Below are 25,360 nucleotides of genomic sequence, written 5' to 3' on the forward strand. Positions count from 1 at the left end.
GCTGAGCGTGCCCGCCCGGCGGGCTCAGCGCGGCCGGCGAAGGAGGAGCCGCAGGTGTCGCATCCCGGACATCGTGACCCGGGCGACGGCGCAGGGTCAACCCGCGCGGGGCCCGCAGGTGTGGCGGACGTCGCCCGCGCACGCACCCCAGGGCCGATCCGGCGCCAGTAGGCTGGTCGCCATGGCATCCCACTACGACGTCGTCGTCCTCGGTGCAGGTCCCGGTGGTTACGTGGCCGCGATCCGTGCAGCCCAGCTGGGCCTGTCGGTCGCGGTCGTGGAGGAGAAGTACTGGGGTGGGGTGTGCCTCAACGTGGGCTGCATCCCGTCCAAGGCGCTCCTGCGCAACGCCGAGCTCGCGCACATCTTCCAGCACGACGCGAAGACCTTCGGCATCTCCGGAGAGGTCAGCTTCGACTTCGGCGCGGCGTTCGACCGCTCGCGCACCGTCGCGGAAGGGCGCGTCAAGGGCGTGCACTTCCTCATGAAGAAGAACAAGATCACCGAGTACGACGGCCGCGGCACGTTCCGCGACGCGCACACGCTCGACGTGAAGCTCGCCGACGGCTCGACCGACCAGGTGACGTTCGACAACGTCATCATCGCGACCGGCTCGAAGGTGCGCCTGCTCCCGGGCGTCGAGCTGTCCGAGAACGTCGTCACGTACGAGAAGCAGATCCTCACGCGCGACCTGCCCCGCTCCATCGCCATCGTCGGCGCGGGCGCGATCGGCATGGAGTTCGGCTACGTCCTCAAGAACTACGGCGTGGACGTGACGATCATCGAGTTCCTCGACCGCGCGCTGCCCAACGAGGACGCCGACGTGTCGAAGGAGATCGCCAAGCAGTACAAGAAGCTCGGCGTCAACCTCCTCACGTCGACCGCCGTCCAGACGGTCAAGGACAACGGCACCGACGGCGTCACGGTCACCTACAAGGGCGTCAAGGACGACAAGCCGGGCGAGCTCGTCGTCGACAAGGTCCTCATGGCCGTCGGCTTCGCGCCCAACGTCGAGGGCTTCGGCCTCGAGAACACGGGCGTCCAGCTCACCGAGCGCGGCGCCATCGCGATCGACGACGTCATGCGCACCAACGTCGAGCACGTCTACGCGATCGGCGACGTGACCGCGAAGCTCATGCTCGCGCACGTCGCGGAGGCGCAGGGCGTCGTCGCGGCCGAGACCATCGGCGGCGCCGAGACCCTCACGCTCGGCGACTACCGCATGATGCCGCGCGCGACGTTCTGCCAGCCCCAGGTGGCGAGCTTCGGCCTCACCGAGCAGCAGGCGCGCGACGAGGGCTACAAGGTGAAGGTCGCGACGTTCCCGTTCATGGCGAACGGCAAGGCGCACGGCCTCGGCGACCCGACCGGCTTCGTCAAGCTCATCTCCGACGAGACCTACGGCGAGCTCCTCGGCGGTCACCTCATCGGCCCTGACGCGTCCGAGCTTCTGCCCGAGCTCACGCTCGCGCAGAAGTGGGACCTCACCGTCTACGACGTCGCGCGCAACGTGCACACCCACCCGACGCTGTCCGAGGCCGTCCAGGAGTCGATCCACGGCCTCGCGGGGCACATGATCAACTTCTGATCGACCGGCACGCTCGCACGGAGCGCTTCCCGAAGGGCCCGGACCTGCGACCGCAGGTCCGGGCCCTTCGTGCTGCCGTGAGCCGCGGCAAGACGGCATCAGCCTCGGCACGTGGTCGGGTCGGCGGCGCGCTGCGAGCGGGCGCGGCCACCCGCATGCTGGACGTTCCGCCCGACGTCGACAGGGGAGATCTACATGTCCGACCAGACCACGCCCCAGGACCCGACCACGCAGCAGCCGCAGCCCGAGCAGCCCGCCGACCAGCTGGAGCCGCCGGGGCTGACGGGCGACATGACCCAGGAGCCCGACCACGGGGAGGCCACGTACCGAGGATCGGGCCGGCTCGAGGGCAAGCGCGCGCTCATCACCGGGGGCGACTCCGGCATCGGCCGCGCGGTCGCGATCGCGTTCGCCCGCGAGGGCGCGGACGTCGCGATCTCGTACCTCCCGGACGAGGAGGAGGATGCCCGGACCACGGCCCGGTGGGTCGAGGACGCGGGCCGCACGGCCGTCCTGCTCCCGGGCGACATCCGCGACGAGGAGTTCTGCCGGCAGCTCGTCGCCGACGCCGTCGCGGGCCTGGGTGGCCTCGACGTCCTCGTGAACAACGCCGCGTACCAGATGTCGCAGGACGAGGGTCTGCGGGGCATCACGACCGACCAGCTCGACCGCGTCCTGAAGACCAACGTCTACGCGCTGTTCTGGATCACGAAGGCGGCGCTCGACCACCTGCCCCGCGGCGGGGCGATCGTCAACACGACGTCCGTGCAGGCGTTCGAGCCGAGCCCGCAGCTGCTCGACTACGCGACCACCAAGGCGGCGATCCTCAACTTCACGAAGGGGCTGGCGCAGCAGCTCGCGCCGGAGGGCATCCGCGTCAACGCGGTCGCGCCGGGACCGATCTGGACGCCCCTCATCCCCGCCACGATGCCGGAGGAGAAGGTCGAGCAGTTCGGCGCCGACACGCCGCTGGGCCGGGCCGGGCAGCCCGCCGAGCTCGCGCCGGCGTACGTGTTCTTCGCGTCGCAGGAGTCCAGCTACATCACCGGCGACCGCATCGGCGTGACCGGGGGCCGGCTGCTCTAAGACGCTGCGGGCCTCGTCGGCTCACCGCGCACGACGGCGGGCAGGCGGCACGTGAGCCGCCTGCTCGCCGTCGTGGGGCGGGTCAGCCGCAGGCGACGCCGTTGAGCGCCAACCCCACCGGGGCCGGGTGGGTGCCGGCGGTCGCGGTCGCGCCGTTGAAGCCGAACGTGACCGACTGCCCCGGCGCGATGCTCGACTGCCACGCCGGGTGCGCCGCGGTGACGGTGCTTCCCTCCTGGCTCACGACGGCGCTCCAGCCGGGCTCGTCGACGGTCTGTCCGCCGGGGTAGGCGAACGTCACGGACCAGCCGTTCACCGGGGCGGCCGACGTGTTGGTCACGGTGACCGACGCGGTGAACCCGGTGCTGTTGCCGCCCCACGAGGAGGCCGAGTAGTCGGCCTCGCAGTCGCCGAGCGGCTCCGGCGTCACGTCGTCCTCCAGCGTGGTGAACGTGACGGAACGCGTGGCCGAGACGGAGCCGGCGTGGTCGTTCCGCGACCGGACTTCCACCGTGTACGCGGTGCCGGGCTCCAGCTCCGTCAGGTCGACCATGGGCGACCCGTCGGTGCTCGCGATCACCTCGCCGGTCGCGGGGTCCAGCACGTCGTACCCGGTGACACACCCGGACTCGGCCGCGCCCCACATGACGTGCGCGCTCGTGGCGGTGACGGACATCGCCATGACGGATCCCGGGGCGCCCGGCGCCTCGTCCGGGCACGTGGGCTCGGTCGGCTCGCCGCCGTCGTCGCCGATGCCCGTGACCTCGCCGTCGCCGCCGTCGAACGCGACGTCGGAGCACGAGTAGAAGTTCTCGTTGCTGTCCGAGCGGACCCAGTGGGTGAAGATCATGTGGTCGCCGCTGCGGTCGGCGGGGAGCGTGACGTCCCAGTAGTAGTAGTTCAGGGCACCGGGTCCACCGGTGTCGGGCGGGTCGGTCACGGAGTCGATCAGCTCGAGGTCGTCCCACGCGAGCGGGCTCGACGGGTCCCAGCCCTCCTCGGTGACGTACACGTCGAAGCGCCCGGGGTGCTCAGCCCAGTTGTTGTGCTGGAACTGGTAGGTCTCCCCGGCCGTCAGGTGCGTCCGCGGCCAGTCGTCCCGCACGGCGTTGAACCCGCTGAAGTCGTACGGGCCGCGACCCCCGCCGTCGCAGATCTGGCCGTCGGGGACGTAGCCGGCGGTCCGTCCCGCACCGTTCGAGTCCAGGTTCCCGAACCAGTTGTAGAAGGCCGAGGTGCCGCTGACCGCGTAGGCGTTCGCGCACGCCGGGTTCTGCGGGTCCACCGGCCCGTTGCCCGTCTGGCCGTCGACCCAGCACAGGTACTGGCGGCTCCCCGGGAACACCTCCGCCCCGTGCGCCGCGGCGGGAGCGGGCGGCGAGGCCGCCACCAGGCCCGCCGCGCCGAGGACCACCGCGGCGGCCCATGCTGCAATGCGTCGCATCTCTCCAGCTCCTTTGCTCTCGGATGTCGAACACGGTGACGATGCCGCAGGCCGCGCGACGGCGGTATCGACCTAATCGATTCGGGCGGTGCTCGCCGCCAGGCCACGTTCGATGGCCCGGCGCGAAGCGACGAGCAGACCCGCGCCGACGAGGCACACGACGACCTCCGTCACGGTGAGCGACCAGACGATGCCGGACAGCCCGAACCAGTGGTTGCCGAGCAGCACGACGGGCACGAACAGGAGCCCCTGCGACACGGACATGACGATCGCGGGGACGGCGCGACCGGTCGCCTGGAACAGCGAGGTGACGAGCCCGGCGAAGCCGTTGGCGACCATCGCGACGAGCTGGGCGGTGAGGATGGTGGCGCCGATCGCGAGGACGGCGGGGTCGGCCACGAAGGCGGCGAACACCTGGTCGCGGAACAGGATGACGACGGCGGAGAACAGCAGCCCGAGGCCGCCCACCACGAGCGCGGAGGCGCGCAGCGCCGCCGTGAGCCGTGCGCGGTCGCCCTTGCCGTAGGAGTAGGCGAGCAGCGGCAGGACGCCGAGCGTCACGCCCATGAGGAGGAACTCCGGCACCTGCGCGATCCGGACCGCCACACCCATCGCCGCGAGCGGGCCGTCGCCGTACGCGGCCGCGAGATTGTTGAGGACCAGCGACGTGACGATGAGGAACGACGCCTGGAGCAGCTCGCCGACCCCCACGCCGAAGACCGGCTTGAGCACGCTCGGCGAGAGCGTGAACCACCGGGGCGCGATGCTCATGTGCTCGCTCCTGCGGGTCAGCCAGACGGCGAAGTACACCACGACGGCGAGGTTCGCCAGGCCCGTGCCCAGGGCCACGCCGCCCACGCCCCAGGGCAGGACGAGGACGAACAGGACGTCCAGCACCAGGTTGAGGACCGTCGACCCGACGAGCGCGTACATCACCTGGCGCGAGGCGCCCTCGGCGCGGACGAGCTGCTCGAGGCAGAACGCCGCCGTGAGGACCGGGACGAACGCGAGCATGACCGCGACGTAGGTCGCCGTCGCGGGAGCGGTGGCGGCGTCCGCCCCGAGGAGGGTGACGAGCGGCCGCAGGAGAAGGAGTCCGCCGGCGCCGAGCACGGCGCCGGTGACCACGGCGCCCCAGACGGCGAACGACGAGACGCGGCGGACCTGGCCCGTGGCGGACGGGTCGTGCGCCGCCGCGCCGAGCAGCCGGGCGACGAGCGCCCCGCCGCCGACGCCGAACACGCCACCGACGGCCATCACGAGGCCGAGGAGCGGCGTGCCCAGGGTGACGGCGGCGAGCAGCGCGTTGTCGTGCAGCGAGCCGACGAACCCGGCGTTGACGACGTTGTAGACGGCGCCGACGATCATGGCCGCGGCCATGGGCACGCACAGGTGCACGAGGGCGCGGACGATAGGCGCGGAGGAGAGGTACCACCGGTCGGTCCCCGGCGTGTCAGGTGCTGGCGGGGTCGCGGGCGTCGGATCGCCGGGCGACCCGGCGGCAGGCAGGGAGGGGCCCGTCAGGGTCTCGAGGTCGGGGGTGCTCATGGCTGCTCCGTTCGGGCAGGCTCGAGCGCACGCCGGCAGGAGCCGGCGCGGCGACGGGAGCGGTGGTCGGTGAAGGGTTGGGGCGTCGCGCCCGGACCGTCCGGCCCGGGCCGCGTCCGGTTCAGTCCCGGCTGGGTTGCGGCAGCTCGGCGACGACCTTGGCGAGCAGCGCGCGCAAGGCAGCGCGTTCCGCCTCGTCCAGCGGGGCCAGGATCGTCTCGTCGGCGGCGGTCATCGCGTCCTGGAAACCTGCGATGAGTCGGGCGCCGGCGGGGGTGGTCTCGACGCGCTTGACGCGCGCGTTGTCGGGATCCGGGCGGCGCTCGACGAGGCCGCGCTGCTCGAGCCCCTTGAGCAGGCTCGTGACGCTCGCCGCGCTGGTGCGGCTCACCGCCGCGATGTCGCGCTGGATCGCGCCGGGGTTCTGGGCCAGGAAGCCGAGCACGAAGGCCTGCTCGTGGCTGAGGTCGCGGTCGCGCACCCAGTCCTCGGCCGCCTTGCGCTGCGCCCAGCCGATCCAGCGGACGAGCTCGAGGCTGCTGGTGGGCACGGCCTGATCGGTCATGATGAGAAATCTAACTGTTAGACCCCAAAGTGTCAACGCCGAGTCCCCGCGGTCCCCACGAGCCCCACGGTCCCCACGTGCTCGCCGTACGGCCGGCCAGGCCCCACGGGCGCGGGTGCGCCCCGGCGTCGGGCACGGGAGAGGATGAGGGCGGGGGACACGACACGAGAAGGAGACCCATGCCTGCGCCCACGACGCCCACCCGCGAGTTCGTCACCGGCCTGCCCAAGGCGGAGCTGCACCTGCACCTCGAAGGCACGCTCGAGCCCGACCTCAAGCTGCGCCTCGCGCAGAGGAACGGGATCGACATCGGCCAGTCGACGGTCGAGGAGGTGCGCGCGACCTACGCGTTCGACTCGCTCACGAGCTTCCTCGCCGTGTACTACCCGGCGATGGAGGTGCTGCAGACCGCGGACGACTTCTACGAGCTCGCCGACGCCTACCTCGCGCGCGCGGCTGCCGACGGGGTGAAGCACGTCGAGATGTTCTTCGACCCGCAGGCGCACACGTCGCGCGGCGTGCCGTTCGAGGCGGTCGTCACGGGCTACCACCGCGCCGCGGCCGAGGCACCGGCCAAGCACGGGATCGACGCGCACCTCATCCTGTGCTTCCTGCGCGACCTGTCGGCCGAGAGCGCGGCGGAGACGCTCGAGGCGTCGGTGCCGTTCCGGGACAAGATCCTGGGCGTCGGGCTCGACTCGGACGAGCGCGACAACCCGCCGCAGAAGTTCGCCGACGTGTTCGCGCGCGCCCGGGAGCTCGGCTACCGCCTGACGATGCACTGCGACATCGACCAGGTCGGCAGCATCGACAACATCCGCACCGTGCTCGACGAGATCGCCGTGGACCGCGTGGACCACGGCACGAACGTCGTCGAGGACCCGGCGCTCGTCGACGTCGTGCGCGACCGCGGGCTGGGTCTCACGACCTGCCCGATCTCGAACTCGTTCGTGACCGACGACATGAAGGCGACCGAGATCGCCGGCCTGCTGCGCTCGGGCGTGCGCGTCACCGTGAACTCCGACGACCCGGCGTACTTCGGCGGCTACGTGGCCGACAACTACGTGGCGCTCGCCGAGGCTGCGGGGCTGACGACGGAGGAGGTCGTGCAGCTCGCGCGGAACTCGTTCGAGGCGTCGTGGCTGGGCAACTCCCAGCGGGCCGCCTACCTCGCCGAGATCGACCGGTACGTGGCGGCGTTCGAGTCGCGGGCAGTCTAGGGCTTGGTTCGTAGAGGGTCAGCGGCGGCCGATCCAGGCCAGGATGTCGTCGGTGATGGTATTCGGGTCGGCGGCGGTGGCGATCCCGTGCGCCCGGGCAGCGGGGTCGAACACGACGCCTCGTGCGGGCACAGCGGCCCCGCGGCCCTGTGGGCTCCGTGCCACCGCAGACCTGATCCCCGTGACCTGGCGGCGATGTCAGGGGCGCCTGGGAGGGTGATGTCGTGACATTGCAGGGATTCAAGGTCGAGCTCGGACCCACGCGGGACCAGGTCGGACGGTTGGCGCAGCATGCTGGTTTGCATCGGGTCGTGTTCAACCATGGGCTCGCGCACGTCAAAGCGGTCATGGGGCAGCGAGCGGCTGAGAAGACGTACGGGATCGGCGACGCCGAGCTGACGCCGGCGGTGGGTTGGTCGGCGCCTGCGCTGGAGAAGTACTGGCGCGCCACCCATGGGCGGGCGTACCCGTGGTTCGTCGCCGAGGGACTATCGTCGCGGGTCCCGAAGGAGGCCTGCCGTGCGTTGGCTGCCGCGTTGTCGAATTGGGCAGCGTCCAGGACCGGGCAGCGCAAGGGCAGACGTGTCGGGTTCCCGCGGTTCCGACGACGCAAGAACGGGTCGAGGTTTCGGATGGACGCCGATCGCGCCCGCCCGGTCGATGTTAGGCATGTGCGTATCCCTGCCGTAGGGATGGTGAGGGCGCTTGAGGACATGTCCTGGCTCACGGACCGGATCGCCGGCGGGAGGGCACGGGTGCTCGGATCCCGGGTCGAAGCGCGGGCCGGGCGGTGGTGGATCAGTTTTCAGGTCGATGTGGACCGCGCCGACATCGACGCCCGCCGTGTCGCACCTGTCCACGGTCCGGTGGTCGGGATCGACCTCGGGATCACGACGTTCGCGACGATTGCAGCCGACGACGGGACCGTGACCAAGGTTGCCAACCCGCGTCACCTCGGGCGGCGCCTGCATCGACTGCGGCGGGCGAACAAGGCCCTGGCTCGTGCGCAACCTGGTTCGAAGAACCGCGCGAAGGCCGCACGGCGGGTCGCGGAGGTCCACCTGGGAGTCTCCAACGCGCGCGCCGATTTCCTGCACCAGCTCACGACGTCGTTGACGAGATCCAACTCGACGATCGTCGTGGAAGACTTGTCCGTCGCTGGCATGATCAGGAACCGGAGCCTGGCCCGGCATATCGTCGACGCGGGCTGGTCCGAGTTCCGCCGCCAGCTGACCTACAAGGCCGCCTGGTACGGCGCCCGGCTTGTGGTGGCGGATCGCTGGTACCCCTCCACCCGCACCTGCACGACCTGTGGGGACATCAATCACGACCTGAGACTGGCGGACCGAACCTGGACCTGCCCCTGCGGCGCGGTCCACGATCGCGATGGCACGGCTGCCATCAATCTCCTACGGCTTGCTGTCTGAGAACGGCTGGTCGCCGGGCAGTTCCCCGGAGACCCAAAACGCCTGTCGAGACCACGTGAGACCCCACCACGGTGAGGCAGAGGTCAATGAAGCAGGAAGAGAATCACGTAGATTACTCGAACGGTGAATAATCTCCGGGTGCCCCGCGTTGGCGCACGAGGGCCTGAACTCGGGCCCGCGGACCACCCGCAGTCGAGAGGGCAACCTGAACTGATGAATGACGTGCTGTACGTGAACGGCGGGACCCCGCTGGACGGGACGATCACCGTGCGTGGCGCGAAGAACTTCGTGTCCAAGGCGATGGTGGCGTCGTTGCTGGGGGAGTCGCCGAGCGTGCTGCGCAACGTGCCGCAGATCCGCGACGTCGGCGTCGTCACGGGGCTGCTGGAGCTGCACGGCGTGGCGGTGAAGTCCGACCCCGACGCGGGGATCCTCGACCTGGACCCCTCCAACGTCGAGTCGGCGCACGTCGCGGACATCGACGCGCACGCGGGCTCGAGCCGTATCCCCATCCTGTTCTGCGGCCCGCTGCTGCACCGCCTGGGCGAGGCGTTCATCCCCGACCTGGGCGGGTGCCGGATCGGCGACCGGCCGATCAACTACCACCTGGACATCCTGCGCCAGTTCGGTGCCGTCGTGGACAAGCGCGAGAACGGGATCCACATCCGCGCCCCGCGCCGCCTCCAGGGCACCAAGATCGCGTTGCCGTACCCGTCGGTCGGTGCCACGGAGCAGCTCCTGCTCACGGCCGTGCGCGCCGAGGGCATCACGGAGCTCGCGAACGCCGCGATCGAGCCCGAGATCATGGACCTCATCGCGGTGCTCCAGAAGATGGGCGCGATCATCTCGGTCGACACCGACCGCGTGATCCGCATCGAGGGAGTGGACCGCCTCGACGGCTACACGCACACCGCGCTCGGCGACCGCATCGAGGCGGCCTCGTGGGCGTCGGCCGCGCTCGCCACCGGCGGCGACATCACGGTCAAGGGCGCGACGCAGCCCGAGATGATGACGTTCCTCAACACCTTCCGCAAGGTCGGCGGCCGGTTCGACGTGCAGGACGACGGCATCCGGTTCTGGCACCCGGGCGGCGACCTGTCCCCGATCGTGCTCGAGACCGACGTGCACCCCGGCTTCATGACGGACTGGCAGCAGCCGCTCGTCGTCGCGCTCACCCAGGCCAAGGGCCTGTCGATCGTGCACGAGACGGTCTACGAGAACCGGTTCGGCTTCACGGACGCGCTGCGCGGCATGGGCGCGACCATCCAGGTCTACAAGGAGTGCCTGGGCGGTCGCGACTGCCGGTTCGGCCAGCGCAACTTCCACCACTCCGCGGTGATCTCCGGCCCGACGCCGCTGGCCGCGGCCGACATCGAGGTCCCCGACCTGCGCGGCGGCTTCTCCCACCTCATCGCGGCGCTCGCGGCGAAGGGCACCTCGACGGTGCGCGGGATCAGCCTGATCGACCGCGGCTACGAGAACTTCCAGGAGAAGCTGGTCGCCCTCGGCGCCGACGTCCGCCGCGACTGACCCGGACCGCCCGTCGCCGCAGGTCATGACGCCTGTCACGGCCGTGCGACGCCCGTGCGTGGGACGCTGGTCGACGTGATCACCCGACCGCGCACGTTCCTCGACGTGTGGAGCCGTCGGACCGCGCCCGAGCGGTTCGACACCTACACGCGCTGGTCGCTGTACCTGCTCTCGCTGTTCGAGCCGTTCCTCGCGCTCGTGCTCGTCGGTTCCGACCCGACGTTCCGGCCGGGGGCCGTGAACGCGTGGCTCGTGCTCGTGCTCGTGCACACCGTCACGTGCCTCGCGCTGCTCCGGGCGGGGGTCGTGCACTTCCTCGGGGGCCCGGTCGTGCGCCCGTGGCTGCTCGCCCTCCACGGGACCCTGTCCCTCGCGGTCGCGGCGGTCGGGTTCTGGACCTTCCCCGTCGACTCGGCGGAGGACGTCGCCGGGAGCGCCCGGTACTACGCGCTCCTGGTGGGGGTCGGCTTCGGCACGCTCGCCGTGGTGCCGCTCCTGACCTTCCGTCGCCTCGCCCTCCTCGCCCTCGTCTTCGGCACGGTCACGGGATGCTCCGTGTGGGTGGGGACCGGACCGATCTCATCGACCACCGTGGGCATGGCGGTCGGGCTCGGCCTCTCCGGCACGGTCATGCTCGTCGCGATCTTCGGGTCGTACCGCGTGTCCGTGTGGATGCTCGGCATCGTGTGGGAGCAGGAGCGCACGCGCGTGCTCCACGCACGGCTGGCCGTCGCGGAGGAGCGGCTGCGGTTCTCGCGAGACCTGCACGACGTCTTCGGGCGCACCCTCTCCGTGGTCGCCGTGAAGAGCGAGCTCGCCGCGGAGCTGGCCGCCCGCGGCCGCCCCGGCGCGGAGGAGCAGATGCTCGAGGTGCGCCGCATCGCGCAGGACGCGCTGCGCGAGGTGCGCGCCGTCGTCGCCGGCTACCGCACCGCCGACCTCGGCGCCGAGCTCGTCGGCGCGCGCTCGGTCCTGCGCTCCGCGGGCATCGAGACGACCGTCCACGGCGAGGAGACGCCGGTCGGCACCGCCGCGCAGGAGGCGCTCGCGTGGGCGGTGCGCGAGGGCGTCACCAACGTGGTGCGGCACTCGACCGCACGCACGTGCACGATCACGGTGCACCGGGACCGGACGTCGAGCGTCGTCGAGATCGTCAACGACGGCGCCCCCGCGGGGACGCGCGACGGGCGCGGCTCCGGGCTGGTCGGTCTCCGGGAGCGGTTGGAGGGCGCCGGCGGGAGCCTGCGCACGTGGTCCGACGGCGGTCGGTACAGCCTCGTCGCGCGCGTGCCCGACGACGGCGCGGCCCGAGGGGCGCCGGCGCGGGGCAGCGCCCGCGACCTTCCCGCCCCCACCACCGAGAGGACCACGCGCGCGTGATCCGCATCCTGCTCGCCGACGACGAGAACCTCATCCGTGACGCCGTCGCGTCGCTCCTGGCCCTCGAGGACGACCTGGAGGTCGTGGCGCAGGCGGCCTCGGGCCCCGAGGCCGTCGCCGCCGCCCTCAAGCTCGAGCCCGACGTCGCGGTCCTCGACCTCCAGATGCCCGGGCTCGACGGGGTCGAGGTCGCGCAGCGCCTCGCGCGCGACCTGCCGTCGTGCGGTGTGGTGATCGTCACGAGCCACGGCCGGCCGGGCTACCTCAAGCGCGCGCTGGAGGCGGGCGCGCGCGGGTTCCTGCCCAAGACGGTCTCGTCGCGCGTGCTCGCGGACGTCGTGCGGCAGGTGCGCGACGGCGGACGGTACGTCGACCCCGAGCTCGCCGCGGAGGCGATCGCGGCGGGCGCGAGCCCGCTCACCGCCCGCGAGGCGGACGTGCTCGAGCTCGCCGCCGACGGCGCGCCCGTCGAGGAGATCGCGACGCGCGCCCACCTGGCCCCGGGGACCGTGCGCAACTACCTGTCGTCGGCCGCCGCGAAGCTCGGGGCGGCGAACCGTCACGAGGCGGCGCACGTGGCGCGGCGGCACGGCTGGATCTGAGCGGAGGGCAGCGCCCGGTAGGCTCGGTGACCGTGCCGAGCCTGCCCGAGACCCCGCGCGCGTACAGGACCCTCGCGTTCTTCCTGCGCCCGATCCTCTTCGCGATCACCCGCCGTGACTGGCGCGGTGCGGAGAACCTGCCCCCGACCGGCTTCATCGCCGCGGCGAACCACGTCACGGAGGTCGACCCCGTGACGCTCGCGCACTTCCTCTACGACCAGGGTCGTGCACCCAAGATCACGGCGAAGGCGTCGCTGTGGAAGGTGCCGGTCCTCGGCCGGATCCTCACCAGCACCGGCATGATCCCGGTGCACCGCGGCACGGCAGGCGCTGCGCAGTCCCTCGTCGACTCCACGGCGCGCCTCGACGAGGGGGAGTGCGTCGTGTTCTTCCCCGAGGGGACGCTGACGCGCGACCCTGACGGCTGGCCGATGGTCGGCAAGACGGGCGTCGCTCGGCTCGCGCTGACGAGCCGCGCGCCCGTCGTGCCCATCGCGCAGTGGGGCGCCGAGCAGCTCCTGGCGCCGTACGGCAAGGTGTTCAAGCCGATCCCGCCCAAGCGGGTCGCCGTCCACGCGGGACCGCCCGTCGACCTCTCCGACCTCTACGACCGTCCGCAGGACACCGCGACGCTGCGCGAGGCGACCGAGCGCATCATGGCGGCGATCACGCGTCAGCTCGAGGAGATCCGCGGCGCGAAGGCGCCCGCGGAGCGCTTCGACCTGCGTCAGCACCCGGGTTCGGAGCGCCGCCGGTGAGCGGCGACCAGACCGTCGAGATCAGCCCCGCGCCGCTCGTCGCCGACGACGTCCCCGCCGCGGAGCGCGTCGTCGCCGCGGTCCTCGGGTCGGGGAGCTGGGGCACGACGTTCGCCGCCGTGCTCGCCGACGCCGGCTGCGAGGTCCGCCTGTGGGGTCGAGACCCCGAGGTCGCCGCGCAGGTGAACTTCTCCCGCCGCAACGAGAAGCGGCTGCCGGGCATCGAGCTGCCCGCGGGCATCCGGGCCACGACCGACGCGCGCGACGCGCTCGCCGGCGCGGGGCTGGTGGTCGTCGCGATCCCCTCGCAGGTCGCGCGCACGACGCTCGCCGAGCTGCGCCCGTACCTGGAGCCCGACGCCGTCGCGGTCTCGCTCATGAAGGGCGTGGAGCTGAGCACGGACCGCCGCATGAGCGAGGTCGTCGCGGAGTCCCTCGGGCTGCCGCCCGAGCGCGTCGCCGTGGTGTCCGGGCCGAACCTGGCGCGGGAGATCGCGCACCGTCAGCCGACGGCGACCGTGGTGTCGTGCGTGGACGAGGACGTGGCGCGGTACGTCGCGCGGGCCTGCTCGTCGTCGTACTTCCGTCCCTACACCAACCGCGACGTCGTCGGGGTCGAGCTGTGCGGGGCCGTGAAGAACGTCATCGCGCTCGCCGTGGGGATCGCCCAGGGCCGCGGGTTCGGCTACAACACGACGGCCACCGTCATCACGCGCGGCCTCGTGGAGATCACGCGGCTCGGGCTCGCGCTCGGCGCGGACGCCGAGACGTTCCCCGGCCTCGCGGGCATGGGCGACCTCGTCGCGACGTGCTCGTCGCCGCTCTCGCGCAACCACACCCTCGGCAAGCACGTGGGCCAGGGGCTGAGCCTCGACGACGCGATCGCCGCCACCGGCGGCACGGCCGAGGGCGTCAAGTCCTGCCGGTCGGTCCTCGAGCTCGCGCAGAAGGTGGGCGTCGAGATGCCGATCACGGCCGGCGTCGTCGCGGTGCTGCACGAGGGGATGCCGGTCGACGAGATGGCGCGCGGCCTGCTCGCCCGGCCGCAGAAGGCCGAGGGGATCTCGGCGGAGCGCTGAGGGTGGGTGTCGGGCGGCCCGCTGGTGCGGGCCCCCGTCAGTCGTCGTCGCGGACGTCGACCACCACGCGCGTCGGGTCCTCGAGCGAGAACACCCGGAACGGGCGCTGCTCGTCGTCGACCCCGACGAACGCCTGCGTGTAGCCCTCGAAGACGCCGCGCAGCAGGACCTCCTCGACCTCGCCGTCGTCCCCCGCGCGCACCGGGTTGGGTCCCGCGTACTCGTCCACGCCCGTGTCCATGGGGTACCCCGAGCCAGAGATCATGACCTGGAGGTAGGCGTCGCCGTCGACCGCGACGACGTCGCCCTTCCCGTCGTCGACCGGCTGGTCGACGTACTCGACGCGCCACCCGGGCGTCCCGGTCCCGCCGAGCTCGAAGACGACCCGGTCGTACCCGTCGTGGTGCCCGACCCGGATGTCCGTCACGGTCAGGGCCGCGTCCGCGGACGGGTCCTGCGTGTCCGGGTCGGTGTTCGCGGGGAACGGGAGCGGTGCCTCGGTCGCGTCGTCGGCCGGTGCCGTGGCGTCGTCCGTCGGGCTCTCGGCCGGGGCGCCGGTCGGCGAGTCCGTGGGGCTGGGCGAGCCGCTCGTCGTGGTGCCCGACGGCGACGGGGAGTCGTCCGTGCCGCCGGGGGTGCACGCGGCGAGCGAGAGCGCCAGCAGCCCGACGACGGCCGTCGCGGCCCGCGGTGACGGCGCGGCCTCGCGTCGCCCTCGGTCGCCACCTTCTGTCCGCATCGTTCCTCGCGCCGTCATGGACCGATCGTAGAAACCGCAGGTCACGCTCGCGCGGCGGGCAGAGCACGGTCCGGTCCCGGTCGGGTCACGGCCGTGTCTCGGCGGCATCTCGCGGTGTCGGGCGAACTGCGCGCTGGTTCCCGGACGTCGTGGCCCCTCCAGGTGGTCGACGCTAGGCTCGGAAGATGCTGCAGGGGATCGGCACAGGCATGGTGGGCGTCCTCGTCGCGGTCGCGCTCACGGGGCTGCTCGTCGTCGGGATCGCGCGGTTCACCTCCGGCGCCGAGGCGCGCGCCCGCCGCGACGCGGGCGGGGGTGAGAGCGCGTCGTCGGGCATGTTCGGCGAGATCGTCGAGATCTTCCAGCCGAACCGCACGTACCTCACCGAGGAGAAGGAGCGCCAGCGCCTCGACATCGTGCAGCGCCCCGCGGAGGGCCGGCCGTTCGACGTCGACCTCGACGGCGGAGTCTTCTACGTCCCGACGGACCCGGCGGACCCGTCGCGACGCGGGCGCCCGGACGCCGAGGCGCGGTAGCGCACGCGGGGCACGATCAGCCGGCGGGTGCCCGCAGTGCCCGGTCGAGTGCCCGGTCGAGGTCCCGCCAGAGGTCCTCGACGTCCTCGATGCCCACGGAGAGCCGCAGCAGGTCCTCGGGGACCGTGAGCGACTCGGTCGCGAACCGGCGGCGACGTTCCAGGCTCGACTCCACGCCGCCGAGGCTCGTCGCGGGCACCCACAGGCGCACGGCACCGACGACGGCGTCGGCGCCCGGGGCCCCGCCACGAGGCCGGACGCCGAGGATCGAGCCGTACCCGGTCATGAGTCGCGACGCGCGCTCGTGCCCGGGGTCCGTCGGCAGGCTCGGGTGGCGCACCTCGACGACGTCGGGGTGGTCGGCGAGGCGCCGCGCCAGCTCGGCGGCGTTCGCCTGGGCGCGCTCGACGCGCAGCGCGAGGGTGCGCAGGCCCCGCAGCGCGAGCCACACCTCGAACGGACCGGGGATCGACCCGTGGAGCGTCCGGTAGGAGCGCAGCGTCGCGGTGAGCTCGGCCGTGCGCGCGACGGCGGCGCCGAGGACGACGTCGGAGTGCCCGGCGAGGTACTTCGTCACCGAGTGCACGACGACGTCCGCGCCGTGCGCGAGCGGCTGCTGCCCGAGGGGGGTCGCGAACGTGTTGTCCACGGCGCTGAGGACGCCGCGCTCGCGAGCGGCCGCGAGCAGCGCGGGCAGGTCGGCGACCTCGAGCATGGGGTTCGTCGGGGACTCGACGAGCAGGAGCGAGGCGCCGTCGAGCGCGGCGACGACCTGGTCGGTGTCCGCGACGTCGACCCGGACGACCTCGACGCCCGCGCGCGCGGCGAGGTCGTCGGCGAAGCCGAGCGTCACCTGGTACGCGTGCCGGGGCAGCACGACCTTGCCACCGGCGGGCACGAGCGAGAAGACCGCCGCGATCGCCGCCATCCCGGACCCGAAGGCCACGCCGGGGTGCTCGCCGCCCTCGAGCGCGGCGAGAGCCTCCTCGAACGGGTGCCACGTCTCGGTGTCCATCCGCGTGTACAGGAGCTCACCAGGCTGCTGTACGCCTTGCGAGACGTACGTCGACGAGAGCACGATCGGCGGGTTCACGGGCGCGCCCTGCGCCCGCTCGGGACGCCCTGCGGCGACGACGACGGTCGCGGGGGAGAGGGCGGGGACGTGCGGGTCGCTCATGGCGGCAGCGTACGCCCGGTCGCCCGACACGTGCCCCGAACAACCACCCCCTGACCACCGACCAGGCGGTCGCGGCCGGACGAGCAGGTCGTCCGGGTTCGTCGTACCGCCAGGACGAGCCAGGACCACCTGTCCGGCGCTCGGCGGTCCGTCAGTCGAGCGGGCCGAGGAGCGACTGCGCGACCGTGGAGTGCGCGGACTCGTCGTCGGACGGGTGGAAGATCCCGGCGAGCACGTCGCGGTAGAGGCGGCCGAGCTCGTTCCCGGCGAAGTAGGAGGACCCACCGGCGACGCGCACCATCTGGTCGACGACCGTCTTCGCCGTCTCCGTGGCGCGCACCTTGAGCCCCGCGGTCGCGCGGAACCAGCCGGCGCCGCGGTCGACGAGCGCGTCGAGCTCGCCCGCGACGGTGTCGATCTGCGGCCAGACCGCGTCGAGCGCGAGCGCGGCGTCCGCGAGGCGCCAGCGGATGTCCGGGTCCTGCGCGAGCGACGCGCCGTCGTTCTTCATCGACGTGCGGCGGCGCGCCGCGGCGACGCCGAGCTCGAGCGCGCGCTCCGCGATCCCGGTGTAGACGGACGCGAGGAGGGTCTCGAACGTCGTGAAGATCCCCACGACGAGCGGGTCGAGCGTGGGGCCGGGCGCGAGCCGCCGGACGACGCGGTCGGCAGGCGCGTGGGCGCCGTCGAGCACCGTGGACCGGGACTGCGAGGCCCGCATGCCCATCGTGTCCCAGTCGTCGAGCACCTCGACCCCGGCGTCCCGGGGGACGAACGCGTGCACGAGGCGCGGGGCGTCGTCGGACACCGTGTCGAGCCCGAGGACGCCGAGGCGCGTCCACGCGGGCGAGTTGGACGTGAAGATCTTGCGACCGTGGAACGTGTAACCGCCCGTGCCGTCCGGTCGCGCCTCCGTGCGGGACCCGAGCAGGACCAGGTCGTTGCCGCCCTCGGAGTACCCGAAGCCGAACACCTCGCCGCGACCGGCCTCCTCGAGCAGCCAGTCGAGCGAGGCGTCGCCGCGCTCGTGCAGGTAGCGCGCGACGCCGGTCCACACGTGGTGCATGTTCACGGCGAGGGCCGTCGCGGGCGCCGCGCCCGCGAGCCGCGCCTGCTCGTGCGCGACCTCGCGCAGGCCGAGCCCGGCGCCGCCGAACGCCGTGGGCACGAGCGCGCGCAGGTACCCCGCCTCGGTCAGGGCGGCGAGGTCCTCGTCGAAGAACGCGTTGTCGCGGTCGTAGCCCGCCGCGCGGCCGCGGACGGCGTCAAGCAGGTCGTCGGTGAGGAGGGTGCGCCGCTCCGGGAACGGCGGAGCAAAGGGTGCAGCGACGGGCGTGGGCATGGCCTGCCTTCGGTCGGGGCGGACGGCGAGAGGCCCCGGCGACGTGCGTCGCCGAGGCCCCTCCACCGTACGCCGGGCCTGTCGGCCGGCGAGCCGGTCAGCCGACGAGCACCGGCGCGGGCTCGTCCGGGGACGGCAGGATGCGGCGCAGCACGTCGGCGAGCGTCACGACGCCGACGAACCGCTCGCCGTCCATGACGATCGCGAGCTGCTCGCTCGACTCGCGCATGCGCGCGAGCGCGGCGTGCACGGTCGTCCCCGACGCGAGCACGAACCCGGGGCGCGCGAGCTCCCCGGCGGGCCGGTCGTCGGGCTCCAGGAGCGTGTCGCGCACGTGCACGACCTTCGGGACGACGCTCCCGTTCTGGACGAGGATGCGCAGGTGCCCCGACCGGGCCGACGCGGCCCGCACGTCCGCGGCCGTGGCCGTCGCGGGGACCGACGTCGGCCGGCCCTCGGTCGGCACGAGCGCATCGACCGTGAGGGTCTCGAGCTCGATGACGCCCGAGATCTGCACGCGGTACGACGCCTCGAGCGCGCCGACGTTCGCCGAGTGCTCGACGAGGTGCCGCAGGGTCGCGGCGTCCTGCCCGCCGCCCTCGACGTTCTCGACCGGCTCGACGCCCACGGCGCGCACGCAGCGGTTCGCGAGCGCGTTGAGCCAGCGCAGCAGCGGGCGGAACGCCCACATGAACCCGCGCATCGGGAGCGCCAGCAGGGTGGCCGAGCGCTCCGGGTGGGCGATCGCCCACGACTTCGGCGCCATCTCGCCGATGACGAGGTGCAGGAACGTCACGACGATCAGGGCGAGCACGAAGCCCGCGACGTCGGCGGCCCAGAGGGGCGCGCCCCACGTCTCGAAGACGGGCGTGAGCCAGTGGTGCACGGCCGGCTTGGTGATGGCGCCGAGCGCGAGCGTGCAGGCCGTGATGCCGAGCTGCGCGCCCGCCATGAGGAGCGTGAGCTCGTTCGAGCTGCGCAGCGCGGCGCGCGCCGCGCGGCTCGTCGGTGCGGCGTCCTCGAGCCGGTGCCGCTTGGCGCCGAGGAGCGCGAACTCCACGGCGACGAAGAACGCGCTGAGCGCGATGATCGCGACGGTCGCCACGACGACGACCCAGGGGTTGCTCATCGGGTCTCCTCCGCTGCGTCCGTCGGGCGGGCAGCCTCGTGCGTGGTGGGGTGTGCGTCGTCGGCGGCGCGGGCGTCGCCCCGCTGCTCGACGAGCCGGACGCGCACGAGGCGCGGCACGTGCCGCTCGACCGACAGGACGTCGACGACGAGCGTGCGGTGCACCGGCTCGTCGTGGACGAGGTCGGCGGGGTCGTCCGGGAGCGGGACCTCGATCGTGTCGCCCGCGCGCGGCAGGGCGCCGTGCTGGGCGATGAGGAGCCCGGAGACCGTCTCGTGGTCGCCGCGGGGCAGGTCGTGCCCGAGGGCGCGCTCCGCCTCGTCGACGTGGACGTCGCCGCCCATGACCCACACGCCGTCGTCCTCGGCCGTGACCGTGACGGGCTGCTCCGGGTCGTGCTCGTCGGTGATCTCGCCCACGAGCTCCTCGGCGAGGTCCTCGACCGTGAGCACGCCGGTGAAGCCGCCGTACTCGTCGATGACGCACGCGAGCTGGTTGCGCGTGGAGTTGAGCTGCCCGAGCGCGTCGGGCAGCGTCATGGTCGTCGGCAGCACGACGGCCGGACGCATGAGATCGGTGACGGGCGCGTCGTCGGGCAGAGCGGTCGCGAGGACGTCGGCGAGCTGGACGACGCCGAGCGGCTGGTCCGTCGCGTCGACGACCGGGTAGCGCGTGTGCGCGCGGGCCATGAGCTCGCGCACCTCGGCCACGGTCGCCTCGGGTCGGACCGTGCCGACGCGCGAGCGGGGGATCATCGCGTGCTCGACGTCGCGCTGGGGGAAGTCGAGGATGCGGTCGAGGAGCACGGACAGCTCGTCGGGCAGGTCGCCGCTCTCGCGCGAGTCCGCCACGATGTGCTCGAGGTCGCGCGCGGTCGCGGTGTTGTCGACGTCGTGGACGGGCTCGATCTTCAGCAGGCGCAGAAGGGCGTTGGACGCCTTGTCGAACACCGCGATGAGCCAGCCGAACACCGTGAGGTACGCGGTCGTGGAGCGCGCCAGGCCCTTCGCGAGCGGCTCGGGCCGCGCGATGGCGAGGTTCTTGGGGAACAGCTCGCCGAAGAGCATCTGGATGATCGTCGACAGCACGAGGGCGAGGACGGTGCCCACCGCCACGCCGACGCCCGTGGGGACGCCGACTCCGCCGAGCATCGTGCCCAGCGACTCACCGATCAAGGGTTCGGCCACGTAGCCGACGAGCAGGCCCGTCACGGTGATCCCGAGCTGGGCCCCGGACAGGACGAAGGAGGTGCGCCGGGTGACGGCGAGCGCGCGCCGGGCCGACTCGTCGCCGGCCTCCGCCTTGGCCCCCAGGCGGGAGCGGTCGACGGTCATGTAGGCGAACTCCTGGGCGACGAAGTAGGCCGTCGCCGCCGTGATCGCGAGAACCACGAGGAGCCCGAGCAGGAGGGAGAGGAAGGTCGTCATCGTGCCCGCACCGCCCTCCGGTCGTCGGGGACGCGTTCGCGCGTCCGCTCGCTGCCGGGGCCGGTGCGGCCGGGACTATGGTCGGGGTCGTCGGCCGCGGGGGCCTCGAGAGTCGTGTCTTCCACGGCACTCCCAACGCGGAACGTCCCCGGATCGTTCCCGGGGGTGCGTCGGGCGCGCGAGCAGGCGTCCGGTAGGGTCGTCCGCGATGTCCAGCCAGAGCCCCGACCGGTCCGTGCCGTCCACCGACGAGCACCCCACCGGCGCGCCCCGCAAGCCCCGCGTCCTCGTGCTGTTCGGGGGCCGCTCGGGCGAGCACGCCATCTCCGCCGCGACCGCCGCGGGCGTCCTGCGCGCGATCGACCGGTCGCGCTACGACGTGGTCCCCGTCGGGATCACGCCGACGGGGGAGTGGGTCCTCGCGGCCGACGAGCCCGCGCGCTGGGAGATCACGGAGGGGCGCCTGCCGCAGGTCGAGCCGACCGGCGAGGAGGTCATCCTGCCGCTGTCGACCGGGCGCCGGGAGCTGCGCGTCCTCACCCCGGGCGACGTCCCGCGCGTGCTCGGCGAGGTGGACGTCGTCTTCCCGCTGCTGCACGGCCCCTACGGCGAGGACGGCACGCTCCAGGGCATGCTCGAGCTCGCCGACGTCCGCTACGTCGGCGCGGGCGTCCTGGCGTCCGCCGTCGGCATGGACAAGCACTTCATGAAGCTCGTGCTCGCGGGCGAGGGGCTGCCCGTCTCCCCGTACACCGTGATCCGCCCGGGCGCGTTCGAGCGCGACCCGGAGGCGTGGACGCAGACCGTCGCGGCCCTCGGCCTGCCGGTGTTCGTCAAGCCTGCGCGTGCCGGGTCGAGCCTCGGCATCTCCAAGGTCGACGACCTCGCGGACCTGCCCGCCGCGATCGCCGCCGCGCAGGAGCACGACCCCAAGGTGATCGTCGAGGCGGGCGTCGTCGGCCGCGAGATCGAGTGCGCCGTCCTCGGGGGCCGCGGGGGCGCGCGTCCGCGTGCGTCGCTGCCGGGCGAGATCGTCGTGACGGGCGAGGCGCACGACTTCTACGACTTCGAGGCCAAGTACCTCGACGAGGCCGGGGTCGAGCTGTCGTGCCCGGCCGACCTGCCCGAGCACCTCGTCGAGCGGGTGCGCGAGATCGCGGTCCGCACGTTCGAGGCGGTCGGCGCCGAGGGCCTCTCGCGCGTCGACGTCTTCGTCACGCCCGACGAGCAGGTCGTCGTCAACGAGATCAACACGATGCCCGGCTTCACGCCGTTCTCGATGTACCCGCGCATGTGGGAGAAGTCAGGGCTGAGCTACCCCGAGCTCATCGACGAGCTCGTCGCGCTCGCGCTCGAGCGCCCCACCGGCCTGCGCTGACCCGCTGACCCGGCCGGCTCAGCCCGCGTCGGCGGCGCCGACGCACGCGCGCGTCTGCGGGACCTCCATGACGGCGCGACCCAGGTCCGAGATGAACGCCGTCGAGTGGCCCTCGGTCACGGCCGGCGGCACGACGACCTGGACCGCGGGGTCGCGACCGTAGGTCGTGAACGTCCACGTGCCCTGGTCCTCGACCACGAGCCAGTCCACGGTGCCGCCCTCGGACTCGACGCTCTGGCACGTCGTCGTCGTGGGCCCGGGGACCTCGACGCCGCACCGCAGCGTCACCGCGGCGCCCGGCTCGCCCCAGGCCGCGGTGGCCTGGCTCGTCGTGCCGACCTTCGCCAGGTCCTCGCCGAGGGTCTCCGGCAGCGCGAGCACGACGTCCGCGCACAGCGGGTTCTGGGCGTCGTCCGCCACCGGGACGCCGATGCGCGGCGCGCACGCGGCGGTCGCCGCGACGACGCCGAGCAGCGCCGGCACCGCGAGGGCCCGGGCGAGGGGGCGCGGACGGCGGGGCCGGGGCGCACCGGGGTGGGTGGACGGCGAGGCGGGAGGGACGGCGTCGAGCACGCGACCACCGTAGCGGCCCGCGGAGGGTGCCCGTGACCGCCCGGGCGGCGACTAGGGTGGCCGCGTGAGCGAGACGCCCCTGCTGGTCCGCGACGTGCCCGAGGAGGCGCTCCTCGCCCGGATCTTCCCCCTGCTGCCCACCGCGCCGACCACCCTCGTCGGGCCGGGGGACGACTGCGCCGTCGTCGCGGCGCCCGACGGCCGCTACGTCGTGTCGACCGACGTCCTCGTCGAGGACCGGCACTTCCGCCGGCGCTGGTCGTCGGGGTACGACGTCGGGTGGCGGGCCGCGGTGCAGAACCTCGCCGACGTCGTGTCCATGGGCGCGCGCCCCGCGGCGCTCGTCGTGTCGCTCGTCATGCCCGGCGACCTGCCCGTCGACTGGGTCACCGGCCTGGCGCGGGGGCTCGCCGACGCGTGCAGGCCGCTCGGGGCCGCGGTGGTCGGCGGGGACCTGTCGGGGGGGCGAGCAGGTCGTCGTCGCGGTCACGGTCCACGGGGACCTCGAGGGCCGCGCCCCCGTGCTGCGCTCCGGCGCCCGGCCGGGCGACGTCGTCGCCCTCGCGGGGAGCCTGGGCCGGTCAGCGGCGGGTCTCGCGCTGCTCGACGCCGACCGGGCGGACCTCGACGACGCGCTCGTCGTCGCGCACCTGCGTCCCGACCCTCCGCTCGCCGCGGGTCCCGCGGCCGCCGACGCCGGCGCGACCGCGATGATGGACGTGTCCGACGGGCTGCTGCGGGACGCGGGCCGGATGGCGCGGGCGAGCGGCGTCGTCGTGGACCTCGAGCTCGCCGCCCTGACGACGGACCGCGACCGGCTGCGCGCGGCGGCGGCCGCGCTCGACGGCGCGAGCGGGCACGGCGCGAGCGGGCACGGCGCTAGCGGGGACGGCGACGCCGGGGCAGACGTCGCCGACCGTGCCGAGGGCTGGGTGCTGTCGGGAGGCGAGGACCACGCGCTGCTCGCGACGTTCCCCGCCGACGCCGACCTGCCCGACGGCTTCCGGGCGATCGGCAGGGTGCGCACCGTGGACGGCGACGGCGCCGGGGTACGGGTCGACGGCCGCCTCGCGCACCGCGCGACCGGGTGGGACCACTTCCGCGCGTGAGCGCGGCGGTCAGCCCCGGCGGTAGCGGACGGCGGTGAGGTCCTTGCCGCCGATGTCGTCACGGCGCTCGACGCCGTCCGGCGTGAAGCCGTGGCGACGGTAGAAGCGGCGCGCGCGCTCCGCGTCCTCGAGGACCCAGAGCGTGACGGTCGTGCCGGGTCGTACCTCGCCGAGCATGGTGCGCATGAGGTCGCGCGCGACGCCGCGGCCCCAGGACTCGGGGTCCAGGTAGATGGCGAAGATCTCGAGGTCGCCCGGCTCGGCGTCCTCGTCGCGGCTGGGGCCGAGGGTGGCGAAGCCGATCGTGCGGCCGTCGGCGTCGGCGAGCCACGTGCGGGCGCCGGGGGTGGTGAGGCTCTGGACCCAGTGCTGCTCACGCTGGTCGTGGTCGAGCGAGGCCAGGTACTCGTCGGGCACGATGCCCGCGTAGGCGCCTCTCCAGGACGCGATGTGCACGGCCGCGATGGCGCTCGCGTCCGCGGGAGCGGCCGGGCGGATGGTTACCTCGCTCAGTTCCGTCACCATGCACAAAGACTGCCACCGCGGCTCGGATCCGCCAAACCGGTTTGTCCTGATCTTCAGGAGATCTCCGCATCTCCGGGAGCGGCAGGCCGCGGCCGGAGCCGGTGGCGAGGCGCAGAGACGACGAGAGCGCCTGCCGGGATCCGGCAGACGCTCTCGTCAGGAAGTCTCGCGAGGCTCAGGCGGGACGGGTGACCTTCCCGGCCTTGAGGCAGGAGGTGCACACGTTGAGACGCTTGGGCGTCCCCGCGACCACGGCGCGCACGCGCTGGATGTTCGGGTTCCAGCGGCGCTTCGTCCGGATGTGGGAGTGCGAGATGCTGTGCCCGAAGCCCGGGCCCTTGCCGCAGACGTCGCAGTTGGCAGCCACGGTTTCTCCTGATCGTCGTGCACGTCGCGCACGCAGCGGCGACGTCCTGAATGGTCTGTAGGGTGTCTCGCCCGGTGTTCCTCGGCGGCTCCTCGACGGTGTCGAGGGCGCGCGAAGCACCCGGGCAACCTCGTCAGGGTAGCCGATCGGAGGGCCTGAGCTCAAACCGGGCGCTCGTCACACCCTCGGGTGCCCGCAGGCGCGTCGGCGCGCGTCCCGACGGCACGCGCGGTTGACTACCGTGGTCCCGACGGCCCGCGGTGCCGTCCGACCGTCCGGCCGCCCGGTCCGGTCGTCCCCCGAGCGCGAGGAGCCGGTCCGACGTGAGCCCCGGAGCCGACGTGGTCGACGCCGCCGTCGTCGTCGCGTGGGGCCGTGGCGGCGTCCGCGCGCTCGCCGCCGCGCGCGAGGCGCTCGACCGCGTGAACGTCTTCCCCGTCGCGGACGCCGACACGGGCACCAACATGTACCTCACGCTCCTCGACGCGGTCCGGGCGCTGCCGGGCGGTGACGCGACGTCAGCCGCGGAGACGGGTGCGGCGGGCGGCGCCGGCGACCTGCTCGTGCGGCTGGCCCGCGGCGCGCTCGTCGGGGCGCGCGGCAACTCGGGCGTCATCCTCAGCGAGTACCTCCGCGGGATCGCGCTCGCGCTCGCCGAGCACCGGACCGTGACCGGTGCCGAGCTCGCGGCCGGCCTCGAGCGCGCCGCCCGCACCGCCCGCGGCGCGGTCGCGCGTCCCGCGCCCGGCACGATCCTCACGGCGGCCGACGCCGCGGCGCGCGCCGCGGCGACCGCGTCGCAGGGGCCGGGCGCGTCCTCGCCCGCGGTCG

The 25,360-nt window shown here is 73.3% G+C and carries 23 protein-coding genes and 1 pseudogene; 13 read left to right on the plus strand and 11 right to left on the minus strand.

Annotated elements, in window-relative coordinates; genetic code table 11:
- Window positions 1-181 precede the first annotated feature (181 nt).
- Both lpdA and FB00_RS08975 read left to right on the plus strand, forming a co-directional pair.
- Entirely contained in the window at window positions 182-1,588 is a 1,407-nt protein-coding gene (gene lpdA, locus FB00_RS08970) for a dihydrolipoyl dehydrogenase (RefSeq protein ID WP_047232563.1), read from the plus strand.
- 195 nt (window positions 1,589-1,783) lie between these two features.
- Window positions 1,784-2,674 carry an SDR family oxidoreductase gene (locus FB00_RS08975; RefSeq protein ID WP_047232564.1) on the plus strand — a complete coding sequence of 297 codons (891 nt, stop codon included), beginning with the start codon at window positions 1,784-1,786 and terminating at the stop codon, window positions 2,672-2,674.
- Window positions 2,675-2,756: 82 nt separating this feature from the next.
- Here the strand turns inward: FB00_RS08975 and FB00_RS08980 are convergent, their stop codons facing one another.
- The 3 genes from FB00_RS08980 to FB00_RS08990 form a co-directional block, all read right to left on the minus strand.
- Window positions 2,757-4,118, minus strand: a complete 1,362-nt coding sequence (locus FB00_RS08980; protein WP_047232565.1) for a lytic polysaccharide monooxygenase — start codon at window positions 4,116-4,118, stop codon at window positions 2,757-2,759.
- A 72-nt stretch (window positions 4,119-4,190) separates the two neighbouring features.
- Window positions 4,191-5,666 carry an MATE family efflux transporter gene (locus FB00_RS08985; RefSeq protein WP_082141154.1) on the minus strand — a complete coding sequence of 492 codons (1,476 nt, stop codon included), beginning with the start codon at window positions 5,664-5,666 and terminating at the stop codon, window positions 4,191-4,193.
- Between the two features lie 121 nt (window positions 5,667-5,787).
- Window positions 5,788-6,231 carry a MarR family winged helix-turn-helix transcriptional regulator gene (locus FB00_RS08990; protein WP_047232566.1) on the minus strand — a complete coding sequence of 148 codons (444 nt, stop codon included), beginning with the start codon at window positions 6,229-6,231 and terminating at the stop codon, window positions 5,788-5,790.
- Window positions 6,232-6,410: 179 nt separating this feature from the next.
- Here FB00_RS08990 and FB00_RS08995 point away from each other — a divergent pair, with 179 nt between their 5' ends.
- The 7 genes from FB00_RS08995 (at window position 6,411) to FB00_RS09025 (ending at window position 14,227) form a co-directional block, all read left to right on the plus strand.
- Window positions 6,411-7,451, plus strand: coding sequence for an adenosine deaminase (locus FB00_RS08995; protein WP_047232567.1), 1,041 nt, complete (start codon window positions 6,411-6,413; stop codon window positions 7,449-7,451).
- Window positions 7,452-7,675: 224 nt separating this feature from the next.
- Window positions 7,676-8,878, plus strand: a complete 1,203-nt coding sequence (gene tnpB, locus FB00_RS09000; protein ID WP_047232568.1) for an IS607 family element RNA-guided endonuclease TnpB — start codon at window positions 7,676-7,678, stop codon at window positions 8,876-8,878.
- Between the two features lie 213 nt (window positions 8,879-9,091).
- Window positions 9,092-10,408 (plus strand): UDP-N-acetylglucosamine 1-carboxyvinyltransferase, encoded by a 1,317-nt coding sequence (murA, locus tag FB00_RS09005; protein ID WP_047232569.1) that lies wholly within the window; start codon window positions 9,092-9,094, stop codon window positions 10,406-10,408.
- A 75-nt stretch (window positions 10,409-10,483) separates the two neighbouring features.
- Complete coding sequence (locus FB00_RS09010) at window positions 10,484-11,788, plus strand: sensor histidine kinase (protein WP_156186350.1); 1,305 nt, start codon at window positions 10,484-10,486, stop codon at window positions 11,786-11,788.
- Window positions 11,785-12,390 (plus strand): response regulator transcription factor, encoded by a 606-nt coding sequence (locus tag FB00_RS09015; RefSeq protein WP_047232570.1) that lies wholly within the window; start codon window positions 11,785-11,787, stop codon window positions 12,388-12,390. Before FB00_RS09010 ends, FB00_RS09015 begins: the two co-directional genes overlap by 4 nt.
- 32 nt (window positions 12,391-12,422) lie before the next feature.
- Window positions 12,423-13,148, plus strand: coding sequence for a lysophospholipid acyltransferase family protein (locus FB00_RS09020; protein ID WP_047232604.1), 726 nt, complete (start codon window positions 12,423-12,425; stop codon window positions 13,146-13,148).
- Window positions 13,149-13,168: 20 nt separating this feature from the next.
- Complete coding sequence (locus tag FB00_RS09025) at window positions 13,169-14,227, plus strand: NAD(P)H-dependent glycerol-3-phosphate dehydrogenase (protein WP_047232605.1); 1,059 nt, start codon at window positions 13,169-13,171, stop codon at window positions 14,225-14,227.
- A gap of 37 nt (window positions 14,228-14,264) precedes the next feature.
- Here FB00_RS09025 and FB00_RS09030 read toward each other — a convergent pair whose 3' ends face one another.
- The gene (locus tag FB00_RS09030) at window positions 14,265-14,984 is read right to left on the minus strand and encodes an AMIN-like domain-containing (lipo)protein (RefSeq protein WP_197088780.1); all 720 of its coding nucleotides are present in this window, start codon (window positions 14,982-14,984) and stop codon (window positions 14,265-14,267) included.
- 167 nt (window positions 14,985-15,151) lie between these two features.
- On the opposite strand from FB00_RS09030, the gene FB00_RS09035 reads away from it, so the two are divergent.
- Complete coding sequence (locus tag FB00_RS09035) at window positions 15,152-15,502, plus strand: hypothetical protein (RefSeq protein WP_047232571.1); 351 nt, start codon at window positions 15,152-15,154, stop codon at window positions 15,500-15,502.
- Window positions 15,503-15,518: 16 nt separating this feature from the next.
- On the opposite strand, the gene FB00_RS09040 is transcribed toward FB00_RS09035, so the two are convergent.
- The 4 genes from FB00_RS09040 to FB00_RS09055 form a co-directional block, all read right to left on the minus strand.
- Window positions 15,519-16,679: a trans-sulfuration enzyme family protein gene (locus FB00_RS09040; RefSeq protein WP_047232607.1), complete on the minus strand. Its 1,161-nt coding sequence runs from the start codon at window positions 16,677-16,679 to the stop codon at window positions 15,519-15,521.
- A gap of 151 nt (window positions 16,680-16,830) precedes the next feature.
- Window positions 16,831-18,021, minus strand: coding sequence for an acyl-CoA dehydrogenase family protein (locus tag FB00_RS09045; RefSeq protein ID WP_047232572.1), 1,191 nt, complete (start codon window positions 18,019-18,021; stop codon window positions 16,831-16,833).
- A 97-nt stretch (window positions 18,022-18,118) separates the two neighbouring features.
- Window positions 18,119-19,150 (minus strand): hemolysin family protein, encoded by a 1,032-nt coding sequence (locus FB00_RS09050; RefSeq protein ID WP_047232573.1) that lies wholly within the window; start codon window positions 19,148-19,150, stop codon window positions 18,119-18,121.
- Entirely contained in the window at window positions 19,147-20,577 is a 1,431-nt protein-coding gene (locus tag FB00_RS09055) for a hemolysin family protein (RefSeq protein WP_047232574.1), read from the minus strand. Before FB00_RS09055 ends, FB00_RS09050 begins: the two co-directional genes overlap by 4 nt.
- A 208-nt stretch (window positions 20,578-20,785) precedes the next feature.
- Between FB00_RS09055 and FB00_RS09060 the strand changes: the two genes are divergently transcribed.
- Window positions 20,786-21,955 (plus strand): D-alanine--D-alanine ligase family protein, encoded by a 1,170-nt coding sequence (locus FB00_RS09060; RefSeq protein ID WP_047232575.1) that lies wholly within the window; start codon window positions 20,786-20,788, stop codon window positions 21,953-21,955.
- An 18-nt stretch (window positions 21,956-21,973) separates the two neighbouring features.
- Here FB00_RS09060 and FB00_RS09065 read toward each other — a convergent pair whose 3' ends face one another.
- Complete coding sequence (locus tag FB00_RS09065) at window positions 21,974-22,528, minus strand: DUF3515 family protein (protein ID WP_082141156.1); 555 nt, start codon at window positions 22,526-22,528, stop codon at window positions 21,974-21,976.
- A 64-nt stretch (window positions 22,529-22,592) separates the two neighbouring features.
- Here FB00_RS09065 and FB00_RS09070 point away from each other — a divergent pair.
- Window positions 22,593-23,637, plus strand: a pseudogene (locus FB00_RS09070) (thiamine-phosphate kinase).
- 9 nt (window positions 23,638-23,646) lie between these two features.
- Here FB00_RS09070 and FB00_RS09075 read toward each other — a convergent pair.
- Together FB00_RS09075 and rpmB are read right to left on the minus strand one after the other, a co-directional pair.
- Window positions 23,647-24,162 (minus strand): GNAT family N-acetyltransferase, encoded by a 516-nt coding sequence (locus tag FB00_RS09075; RefSeq protein WP_047232576.1) that lies wholly within the window; start codon window positions 24,160-24,162, stop codon window positions 23,647-23,649.
- 175 nt (window positions 24,163-24,337) lie between these two features.
- Entirely contained in the window at window positions 24,338-24,529 is a 192-nt protein-coding gene (gene rpmB, locus FB00_RS09080; protein ID WP_024840757.1) for a 50S ribosomal protein L28, read from the minus strand.
- Between the two features lie 323 nt (window positions 24,530-24,852).
- On the opposite strand from rpmB, the gene FB00_RS09085 reads away from it, so the two are divergent.
- On the plus strand, window positions 24,853-25,360 hold a 508-nt coding region (locus tag FB00_RS09085; RefSeq protein WP_156186351.1), incomplete at its 3' end, for a DAK2 domain-containing protein.

It is taken from the genome of Cellulosimicrobium funkei (assembly GCF_001019615.1).
GTDB lineage: Bacteria > Actinomycetota > Actinomycetes > Actinomycetales > Cellulomonadaceae > Cellulosimicrobium > Cellulosimicrobium cellulans_E.

Coding starts and splice junctions, on each gene's coding strand:
- lpdA (WP_047232563.1), top strand. CDS start 182: ATGGCATCCCACTACGACGTCGTCGTCCTCGGTGCAGGTCCCGGTGGT.
- FB00_RS08975 (WP_047232564.1), top strand. CDS start 1,784: ATGTCCGACCAGACCACGCCCCAGGACCCGACCACGCAGCAGCCGCAG.
- FB00_RS08980 (WP_047232565.1), bottom strand. CDS start 4,118: ATGCGACGCATTGCAGCATGGGCCGCCGCGGTGGTCCTCGGCGCGGCG.
- FB00_RS08985 (WP_082141154.1), bottom strand. CDS start 5,666: ATGAGCACCCCCGACCTCGAGACCCTGACGGGCCCCTCCCTGCCTGCC.
- FB00_RS08990 (WP_047232566.1), bottom strand. CDS start 6,231: ATGACCGATCAGGCCGTGCCCACCAGCAGCCTCGAGCTCGTCCGCTGG.
- FB00_RS08995 (WP_047232567.1), top strand. CDS start 6,411: ATGCCTGCGCCCACGACGCCCACCCGCGAGTTCGTCACCGGCCTGCCC.
- murA (WP_047232569.1), top strand. CDS start 9,092: ATGAATGACGTGCTGTACGTGAACGGCGGGACCCCGCTGGACGGGACG.
- FB00_RS09030 (WP_197088780.1), bottom strand. CDS start 14,984: ATGACGGCGCGAGGAACGATGCGGACAGAAGGTGGCGACCGAGGGCGA.
- FB00_RS09035 (WP_047232571.1), top strand. CDS start 15,152: ATGCTGCAGGGGATCGGCACAGGCATGGTGGGCGTCCTCGTCGCGGTC.
- FB00_RS09040 (WP_047232607.1), bottom strand. CDS start 16,679: ATGAGCGACCCGCACGTCCCCGCCCTCTCCCCCGCGACCGTCGTCGTC.
- FB00_RS09045 (WP_047232572.1), bottom strand. CDS start 18,021: ATGCCCACGCCCGTCGCTGCACCCTTTGCTCCGCCGTTCCCGGAGCGG.
- FB00_RS09050 (WP_047232573.1), bottom strand. CDS start 19,150: ATGAGCAACCCCTGGGTCGTCGTCGTGGCGACCGTCGCGATCATCGCG.
- FB00_RS09055 (WP_047232574.1), bottom strand. CDS start 20,577: ATGACGACCTTCCTCTCCCTCCTGCTCGGGCTCCTCGTGGTTCTCGCG.
- FB00_RS09060 (WP_047232575.1), top strand. CDS start 20,786: ATGTCCAGCCAGAGCCCCGACCGGTCCGTGCCGTCCACCGACGAGCAC.
- FB00_RS09075 (WP_047232576.1), bottom strand. CDS start 24,162: ATGGTGACGGAACTGAGCGAGGTAACCATCCGCCCGGCCGCTCCCGCG.